Raw genomic sequence first — 6,229 nt, forward strand, 5'->3', positions numbered from 1 at the left:
ACTCTCTTCTGTAGCCCTTAATAGGCCTCCTTTTCCTTCCACTCAACAATTTACCTTGTTAAGACAGTTGATAATTCATATCTTCTTGACCGTATTTGAATAAGTGGTCATACACTACTAATAACTTTGAAATGATAGGTTATCTGTCGTTTCATTGAAACTCCGATTTAAAGACTCTTAGATAACACCTACTGCTTTGAGTTACAAAATAAAGTCAGCAGCTTACGCCACTGACTTTAAAAAAACATCAACGCATGTTAAATTGAGGGGTTTTCTTTCTTAATTGCTATTGTGGCCATATCATTTCATCGCAGCAAAGGCGCCATGAGTTAAATAAATCATCTGTACATTAGTGAGCTGAGATTGCTCTAAGTTGAGACCTCCCATATAGTGATGCCCCCATATCACAACCCTACCATCGGCTTTTAACGCAGCGAAGGCATGAAGAGTCGAATAAATCGACTGCACATCCGTGAGTTGGCTTTGAACTTCACTGCTATCACCGCCGTTTGTTTGAGAGCCCCATGTCACGACACTACCGTCGGTCTTTAGTGCTGCAAAGCTACCTGAGACCGAATAAATCGTCTCCACATTCATGAGTTGACTTTTAACCTCCCTACTGTCTCCACCAAAAAGACTATCGCCCCATGTCACGACACTACCATCGGCTCTCACGGCCGCAAATGCATAATCGGTTGAATAAATAGCCTGCACATCTGTAAGCTGAGATTGTACGATGTTATCATCGCCTCCCCTACCTGGCTCTCCCCACGCTACGACATGGCCATCCGCTTTCAGCGCCGCAAAGGCCCCAAAGTTCGAATAAATTGTCTGCACATTGATAAGCTGAGATTGCACAGCGCTGCTATCGCCACCAGAGTATTCATCCCCCCACGTTACGACACTGCCATCGGCTTTCAGTGCTGCAAAAGCATAATCGGTTGAATAAATCGTTTGTACATTGGTAAGCTGAGATTGCACAGCGCTGCTGTCACCACCAGAGTATTCATCCCCCCACGTCACGACGCTGCCATCGGCTTTCACGGCCGCAAAAGCGTGAGCGTTTGAATAAATTATCTGCACATCGGTGAGCTGAGATTGCACAGCGCTGCTATCGCCACCAGAGTATTCATCCCCCCACGTTACGACACTGCCATCGGCTTTCAGTGCTGCAAAAGCATAATCGGTTGAATAAATCATCTGCACATTGAGAAGCTGAGATTGCACAGCACTGCTGTTGCCACCAAAGTTTCCTCCTCCCCAAGTCACTACACTGCCATCCTCTCTCACGGCTGCAAAAGCAGAATTAGTTGAATAAATCGTTTGTACATCGGTCAACTGAGATTGCACGGCGCTGCTGTCGCCGCCATCGCTTGAACTCCCCCATGTTACGATACTTCCATCCGCTTTCACGGCCGCAAAGGCAAGATGAGTCGAATAAATCTTCTGTACATCGATGAGCTGGGATTGTACGGCGCTGCTGTCACCACCGAAGCCATAAGCCCCCCAAGAGACCACATTAGGCGTTGGCGCTACCACCTCAATCATGGTCAGGTTAGCCATAATGTCAACGCCATCACTGTTGGTTTGCTTAGCCTGGGTCTGAGTGCTGCCTATCGCGACACCTGTCACCAACCCTCCGTTAGGCCCACCGCTGTCCACGGTGACACGTGAAGTGTCATGCCCTGTCCAGTCTACCGTCTGGGTGAGGTCGGCACTGGTGCCATCCGAGTAAAAACCCGTGGCGGTCAAGGTTGTACTTCTTCCTACCTCTACCTGGGCCGACGCAGGCGTTTCAATGCGTTCGAGTACCACAGGGGGCACATTGAGTGTTGCTGAGGCATTGTATGGTACGCCATTCACCTCATACGAAGCGGTGATGGTGGTACTGCCTTCCTCAAGAGCAGTGGCAACGCCTTGGGTAATAGTGGCAACGCTTGGCGCGCTGGACGTCCAACTGGTATTCGCATTAGTCGTTACCTCTACCGTTGAGTTATCGGTGAGGGCAGCCGTTGCCACAAAGGCCTGCTGGCGTCCTTTTGCCACGCTCGCCACTTCAGGCGTCACGGTTAGGCTCACAACTTCTGCAGTAGTCACCGTCAGTTCAGCTGTTGCTGAGAGTGTCACGCCATCGTAAGTGCCTGACGCCGTAATGGTGGTATTACCTTCATTTTCGCCTGTTACTAACCCGTCCACACTGATAGTGGCAGTGGTGTTGTCACTGGATGTCCAATTCGTGTCTGAGTCCGCCGTCACCGTTTGTGTGGTGTGGTCAGAGTACGTCAAGGTTGCTTGGTACTGCTGCTCTGTGCCTTTGGCAATGCTGCTGACGGCTGGCGTTACCGCCATGCTTTGTGGCTGCGCGCTGGTCACGGTTAAGGTGGCGCTTCCTTTGATAATCTCGCCATTCAGATTAACTTGAGCGTTAACCTCCGTGGTGCCTACTTTCTTGCCAATAACAATACCGTTACCACTGGCCTGTCCAGTGGTGATGGTCGCAATGGTAGCGTCTGTGGTATCCCAACTTAAGTTCGCATTATCGGTGATGTTGTAGGTATTACCATTGGACATCAGTGCCGTGGCCGTGAACGCTTTGTCTAACCCGGCTGATACACTGTCATTCGGTGGCGTCACCTGAATTGCAGTGATGACCGCAGAAGTGACCGTCAAATCCCCTTGCGCTTGAAGTGATGTACCATCACGAGAAACATACATTGCCTTGATTTGCGTGACGCCTTCACTTTCCCCTCTGGCGAATCCAGAGGCACTGACCGTCGCAATCGCCAGGTCGGATGAGGTCCAGCTGGTGTTCGTGTCCGAGGTAATGTCTTGGGTGGTCACGCCATCAGAAAGGATAGCGGTCGCGGTAAATTGCTGACCAATGCCATCGGCCACGGTTGCTGAGGCAGGTTCCACCACAATGGATGCCACCACCGCATCGATGACTGTGAAGGTAGCTGTACCGGATAAAGTCGTATTCCATGGTGTTTCAACCGAAGCCATAATAGTGACCTCACCTTTAGCGTGGCCCACTGCCGTTCCTGACGTCACGGTGGCGATGTTGGTGTCACTGGAGGTCCAACTCACCACTGCCTCCTTGGTGATATCTTGAGTGGTACCATCGGACAGTTGTGCGGTGGCAATGAATGACTGCTCAACACCCACAGGGGCACTCTGCTTCGATGGGGTAATTTGCACACTCATGATAGTCGCGTTGGTGACTGTCAATTCCGCACTGTCGCTTAACGATACGCCATTGACTTCGCCAGTAGCGGTAATGGTCACCGGCCCTCCTTCAGCAACCCCCGTGGCCACACCATTGTCACTGGCTTGGCCTGAGGTGATGGTAGCAATCGTGCCGACACTTGAACGCCAACTCACGCCCGCGTGGTCGGTGACGTTCACTTTGGAGTCGTCCGTTAAGGTAACGTACGCCTCAAACTCTGTAGAAAGGCCGTTAGCCACCGTGGTGGTTTTCGGCGTTACCTCAAAATTCACCACTTCCGCGTCAGTCACGGTCAACACAGCAGAGCCTTCAAAGGTTTTACCGTTTGCACTGCCTATCGCTTTAATCGTCGTGGTGCCCACCGCCAGTCCAGTTGCGATACCTTGAGATACATTGGCGATATCGGCATGACTTGAAGTCCACGTCACCGCGGTATTATCAGTGACATCCACAGACGTACCGTCTGAAAGGAAAGCCATGGCGATAAAGACCTTGTCTAGACCGACCGGCGTACTGGCAGTGGTTGGTGTGACTTGCAAGGATTGTACGGTGGCGTTACTCACGGTGATGGTTGCCGCGTCCGTGACGGTTGAGCCATCGCCATTGACGCCCGTTGCCGTAATGGTGACGACACCTGGAGCATGACCTAGCACCCCCCTTTTTGTGTCAATGGTTGCAATGGCATCGTCACTTGATGACCAAGAGAGGCTAGAGTGTTCAGTAACCCTAACCGTTTGGCCATTGTTTAATATCGCGTCGGCTTGCATCTGTTGGGTCAAGCCAACAGGAATCGTTGCATTTTTTGGGGTGACAACCAACGCACTCGCTTGGTATCCCCACCTCTCAGGCGCATCAAGCAGTTTATCATCACCATTATTACAGCCCAGCAGTAAGGCGCTGCATAATGACCATAACCATAATGTTTTGATGTTCATTTCTTTTCTCATTCTTCAACTCGAGTCTCTGTGACTTCTTGTGTTTCTTGGACGACTGTATCAAACAGCACCTCCACTCGACGGTTGAGGGCACGACCCTCGGTCGTCTCGTTACTTGCCATCGGATTGGACTCACCCAAGCCAATCACCGTCATGCGCTCGGAAGCGACACCTTGTTGTTCTAAATAGTTAGCCACTGCCTGAGCGCGTTGCTCGGACAATCGTTGATTGTAGCGCTCTGGGCCAGATGCATCGGTATAGCCCACCACTCGAATGGTGCCATCAGGATACGCTTTAAGCTGCTCTGCAAAGGGAGAGAACGAGTCCGGTTGCTTTATCTTTGATGAATCAAAATCAAATAATGAATCGGTACTCAATGAAATGGCCTGCTCTACTGTCACATAACGAGGTGAGGGCGTCACTGGTGCCATGACCGACTTGGGTTCAGGCGTCGTCGGTACGGCTTGACCAAAGTGATACGTCACCCGAGAGAGGTAAAGTGCGAATCGGCTTGATGGATATCGGTATCTCCCACACCATCAATGAATTGATATTCACCACGAACCGACCAGCGTTGTGACAAGCGATAGCTCAGACCAACGGAAGACAAGAGATTCCATTCACTGCTGTTTACCGCATCCGGTAGTTGCGAGAACGTTTTCTCGATACGCTGATAAGCGCCACCGAGTCGAGTGTAGATATCAAGACGCTCAGTGAGCGGGTAACCCAACTTAACAGACACTTCGCCACCCCACATGTCAACCTCAACGTCACCGTAAGAATAGCGCGCCTCTGGTGAGCCGTAAGAGGTGACCCCGCCCTCTAGAGCGAACCAAGAATTAAATTGATAACCGCCGTAGATGCCGTAGCCTAACGTATCATCAGAGCAGTCCAGGGCATTGTCACTGCAGGCGTCTTGGTAGGCGGCCCAGCCAGCACGACCACCTAAATAGAAATGGCCTTGTTGATAGGGGGACAGCGTTGTAGTCAGCTTGGTGTCTTCATCCATTGATGCTAATGGGAATGGTTCAGCATGCGTACTGGTTGCTATCGTTATCCCCATAACAACCCATAAGTGGGCGCGTGCGTACTTCATATATGTATCTCTATTTTTTAAACCCAGAAAAAGAAGATCGTGGTTATACTTCTCAATGGTCTTCATATGCTTATTGGCCAACAATCCCGCACCTATTATATGGTTATTTCAGTTGGTATTTTTGTAAGTAAATTCTGAACCTTTTTGTTTTGAGGAAAACGAAGTGGTAATTAATAAACGTTATGCCAACATAAAATGACTTATAGCAATAAGTAACTCTCTATCATGTAACCCCTTACCTCACTGCCTACTATCCTCCAAGCAGTGAGGTTTTTTGTTCTGGGAGATGCGTTGATATTTTAAAAATAACGCGAGTGCTGTTGCGTTACATGAAACAACCCTTTTAAAAGAGCTAAAGAGTGAAAAGCTAAGGTTTTGTATCTTGAGTTATTTGAGTGACAACATGAAAAAACAATATTTAGAGTTAGCGCAACAAGCGTGTGAAAGCGAAAGACTAGGACATTGGGAGCAAGCCAGTCATTTGTGGATGCAAGCCATTGAGCTTGCTTATGGAGTAAATATACCTTGGGCAAACGCCCGTTTGGCGCTTTGTTGTCATCGTATCGGTGTTCGGCTTGCGTCTTTTAAAACCAAAGGAGTGTAAGAAAATTCTTTGTTTATAATGACGTTATAGCGATCTTGGGGAGTGGGTGTTATAGTCTTTCATGTGATGCTGCGTATCCTTTTGTATCACGTGATAGCTTTAAACTGGATAGTGCAAGGCGCCCAATATGGATATTCAAAATTAACTAATTTGTGTATTGCCCCCTCGTAGGGGGCTTTTTTGGTTCATCGCGGATTTCCGGAGAAAAGTCGCTTTTATTTTCAAGAAGAAGTAATTAGTATTTCGATATTCATATCCAATCCGCTTAATTCCACTCTCATTCTCCTGCCCACACCATACTAGCCCATAGTTTTTTAGCCTGAAGTTCAGATTCACAACGCCAGAGTTCCTTTAATTATGCCCCCAGT

General features: G+C 49.1%; 4 protein-coding genes and 1 pseudogene. 1 reads left to right on the forward strand and 4 read right to left on the reverse strand.

What is annotated here, in order from left to right:
• Nucleotides 1–300 precede the first annotated feature (300 nt).
• Genes CAG69_RS19640 through CAG69_RS22615 form a run of 3 tightly spaced genes read right to left on the reverse strand, consistent with a single transcriptional unit; the run spans nucleotide 301 to nucleotide 5,257 of the window.
• Nucleotides 301–4,161, reverse strand: a complete 3,861-nt coding sequence (locus CAG69_RS19640) for an Ig-like domain-containing protein (protein WP_161445785.1) — start codon at nucleotides 4,159–4,161, stop codon at nucleotides 301–303.
• 8 nt (nucleotides 4,162–4,169) lie between these two features.
• Complete coding sequence (locus CAG69_RS22610) at nucleotides 4,170–4,646, reverse strand: OmpA family protein (protein ID WP_337247424.1); 477 nt, start codon at nucleotides 4,644–4,646, stop codon at nucleotides 4,170–4,172.
• Entirely contained in the window at nucleotides 4,643–5,257 is a 615-nt protein-coding gene (locus CAG69_RS22615; protein ID WP_237668102.1) for an outer membrane beta-barrel protein, read from the reverse strand. Before CAG69_RS22615 ends, CAG69_RS22610 begins: the two co-directional genes overlap by 4 nt.
• Before the next feature lie 403 nt (nucleotides 5,258–5,660).
• Here CAG69_RS22615 and CAG69_RS19650 point away from each other — a divergent pair, with 403 nt between their 5' ends.
• Nucleotides 5,661–5,861, forward strand: a complete 201-nt coding sequence (locus CAG69_RS19650; protein ID WP_161445787.1) for an ANR family transcriptional regulator — start codon at nucleotides 5,661–5,663, stop codon at nucleotides 5,859–5,861.
• Nucleotides 5,862–6,002: 141 nt separating this feature from the next.
• On the opposite strand, the pseudogene CAG69_RS22740 reads toward CAG69_RS19650, so the two are convergent.
• Nucleotides 6,003–6,216, reverse strand: a pseudogene (locus CAG69_RS22740) (hypothetical protein); the annotation flags it as partial.
• Nucleotides 6,217–6,229: the final 13 nt, after the last annotated feature.

It is taken from the genome of Vibrio sp. V43_P6S15P86 (genome assembly GCF_009904725.1).
Classification (GTDB): Bacteria; Pseudomonadota; Gammaproteobacteria; order Enterobacterales; family Vibrionaceae; genus Vibrio; species Vibrio diabolicus.